Source organism: Brevibacterium senegalense (assembly GCF_000285835.1).
Lineage (GTDB): Bacteria > Actinomycetota > Actinomycetes > Actinomycetales > Brevibacteriaceae > Brevibacterium > Brevibacterium senegalense.
Genome location: NZ_HE978601.1, coordinates 526,842 through 529,808, shown reverse-complemented (window position 1 = coordinate 529,808; position 2,967 = coordinate 526,842). Strand labels below are relative to the sequence as shown.

At 65.8% G+C, this 2,967-nt stretch carries 3 protein-coding genes; all 3 read right to left on the bottom strand.

From position 1 onward, the window contains the following. The coding region (locus HGBR_RS16595) for an ISL3 family transposase (protein WP_019158334.1) at nucleotides 1–936 on the bottom strand (936 nt) is incomplete at its 3' end. A gap of 171 nt (nucleotides 937–1,107) precedes the next feature. Further along, nucleotides 1,108–1,857 carry an ATP-binding protein gene (locus HGBR_RS05535; protein ID WP_019158333.1) on the bottom strand — a complete coding sequence of 250 codons (750 nt, stop codon included), beginning with the start codon at nucleotides 1,855–1,857 and terminating at the stop codon, nucleotides 1,108–1,110. Beyond that, nucleotides 1,854–2,967 (bottom strand): Mu transposase domain-containing protein (locus HGBR_RS05530; RefSeq protein ID WP_083882743.1); only part of this gene is annotated, 1,114 nt, incomplete at its 5' end. The genes HGBR_RS05530 and HGBR_RS05535, both read right to left, overlap by 4 nt.

Here is a 2,967-nt window from a genome sequence, read left to right as displayed (position 1 = left end):
TGCCGGCTTGTTCAGCAGGGACCGGCGTGTCAGCAGAGTCCGTCGCCCTTGGTACAGGAGGTCTGTCTTCCGGCCCCGGTGTCCATGGATCTGCTGCTGCAAGCGCTGCCGGCAGGCAGTGAGTTTCTGCCCTGCGAGCTGGACGACGTGGAAGGGATCCATCACCGGCACCGCGTCCGGCAGCTCATTCGTGGTGGCGGAGTGGTAACCGGCGAACCCGTCCATCGTGACGACCCTGACCCCGGCACGAAATGCTTGGGAGCGTTCCTGCAACCACGTGGTCACGACTTTCGCGGAACGTCCCGCTTTCACATCCAGCAGACGGGCTCGACCGGTCCCGTCGATCAGTGGGGTCAGGTCGACGAAGATCGTCGCGAACGAGTCCTCGCCTTGTCCGCGCACGTGTTTCCAACAGTGCTCATCGATGCCCAGGACGCGGACCCCGGCCAGATGGCTGGGATCAGCGTAGACGAGGGACTGTGCGGCAGTGGTGGCCAGCTGGTTGACGAGGTCCCAGCCGAGTCCGAGTGCCCTGCTGATAGCGGAGATGCTCATCTGGTCCTGGATGAGGCGTTTCAGGATCCAGGTCGTAGCGCGTTTCGTGGTCTTCGCCCCGGGTTCGGCGGCGTCGAGTTGGTGCTGGAAGATCGTCCGCGGGCACTGGGGGTGGACGCACTGGTAGCGGGGCAGGCGTACGTGCAGGCGTGTCGGGTGGCCGGTGATCGGGACGTCCGTGAGCCGGCGGGTGACGTGGTCACGCAGGCGGCCTTCAGCGCCGCAGTCGGGGCAGTATCCGAGGGGTTCTCGTGGGGTGGCTTCGATGATGGTGACGTCGTCATCGGTGACGTGAGCGCCGGTGATGTGGATGCCGAGCTCGAGAGTGCGGCAGATGACATCAGCGACGGGACACGGCGCGGCAGGGACGGTAGATTGCATGGTGCGGCCTTGGGTGAGAGACGAGTTGAGGAACTTCTATCTTTACCCAGGGCCGCTTCACTGAGTATTTGAGGGCCTGAGAGCCACCCAGTATTGCCTTCCAGAGCCACCTGTATTGCCGTTGAGAGCCAGTGGCCGATGGTGTGGGAGCCACCGGCTCTCAACGGGTTTCTAGAGACCGTTCATCGCGGTGTGTTCGCGCATGTTGTAGCTGCCGGTCTCGATCCAGAGGGTGTTGTGCACGATCCGGTCCATGATGGCGTCCGCGTGGACTCCGGAGCCGAGCCGCTGGTGCCAGTCCTTCTGGGCGTACTGGGTGCAGAACACCGTCGAGGTGTTCCCGTACCGACGCTCGAGCAGCTCCAGCAGCATGCTGCGCATGCCCTCATCGGGGTGGTCCAGCAACCACTCGTCGATAACCAGAAGGGTGAACGCGGCGTATTTCTTCAGGAACGTCCGCTGTCCGTGGGGCTTGTCCCTGGCCAGTGCCCAGGCCTCGGCCAGGTCCGGCATCCGGATATAGTGCGCCCGGATCCGGTGCTGGCAAGCCTGCTTGGCCAGCGCGCACCCCAGATACGACTTCCCGGAGCCGGTGAAGCCCTGGAAGACGACATTCTGCTGACGGTCGATGAACGAACACGTCCCGAGCTGGGCGATCACCCCTTGGTCCAGGCCACGTTCGGTGAGCAGGTCCAGCCGGCGCAGGTCAGCGTTGGGGTAACGCAGTCCGGCCCGCCGGATCAGGCCCTCGACCTTCTGATGGGTGTAGGAGGCGTGGGCCTCGTCCACGACGAGCCTGACCTGGTCCTCGAAGCCGAGGCCGAGCATCAAGGTCTCGTCCCGGGCTTCGAGGGACTCCAGCAGGGCGGTGGCGCCCATCTCGCGCAGCTTGCGTTTGGTCTCGGTATCGATCCGGGTCACCGGGTGCCTCCTGCCGCGTAGTAGGAGGCCCCACGCACGTAGCCACCGGTCTCCTCCGCCGGCGGGCCTGCGGGAGAGCTGCTGGTGAGTGCTCCTGGTCTGTCTTGGCCGGTGTCCAGGATCGGTCGCAGGTGGGCATACCGCGGGGAGCGGATCGGACCGGCCAACGCGATACTGCAGGCGGCCTCCACCCGCTCGGCGGAGAACCGTCGCGTCAGCCGCAACACGGCCAGCGCAGGGTTCAGGCCCTGCTCGGCCACTGGAACGGATTCGAAGACCCTGTCCACCACGGTCACCGTCGCTGGTCCCACACGCTGGGCCCATTCCTGCACCCGGTGCTGGTCCCACTGCCGGTACTTCGGGCCGGCCGGCAGGTCCGCGTCGTGGGTGCGGTATTCATTGACCACGTTCTCCGCCACCAGCAGATGGCTGGCCAGCCGCTGCTGGCCGTGGTGGATCTCCAGCATGGTGTCCGTGACCCGCAGGTCGACCTTGGCCCCGACGTGCGTGTAGGGCACCGAGTAGTAGTTCCGGGCGAAGGCCACGTGCCCGTTGCGGGCCACCCGGCGCCCGTAGACCCAGCGGCTGATCTCATAAGAGACGGCCGGCAACGGGCGCAGCAACGCCTTCTCCTCAGCGGCGAACACCGAGGTCCGGGAGCCGGCGCGCTTCTGGAACGGCTCGGCGTTGTAGGCGTCAACGCGGTCGGTGACGGCCACCTTGAGCTCGGCCAACGTGGCGAACTGTTGGTCCCTGAGGTCGGCGATGACGCGCATCGCCACATGCCAGACCGTGTTTTCCACGCTGGCCTTGTCCTTCGGTGCCCGGATTCTGCCCGGCAGCACGGCCGCCGAGTAGTGAGCCGCCATCTCCCGGTAGGCGTCGTTCAGGACGATCTCTCCCTCCTTCGGGTGCTTGATCACCCCGGTCTTGAGGTTGTCCGGCACGATCCTGGGCACGCTGCCGCCGAAGTACTCGAACATGCCCACGTGGGCCCGTAGCCAGGTGTCTTGCTTCATGTCCAGGGTCGGCTCGACGAAGGAGTACCGGCTATACGGCAGGCACCCCACGAACAGGTAGACCCTGGTCAACTCGCCGGTCGCTGTGTCG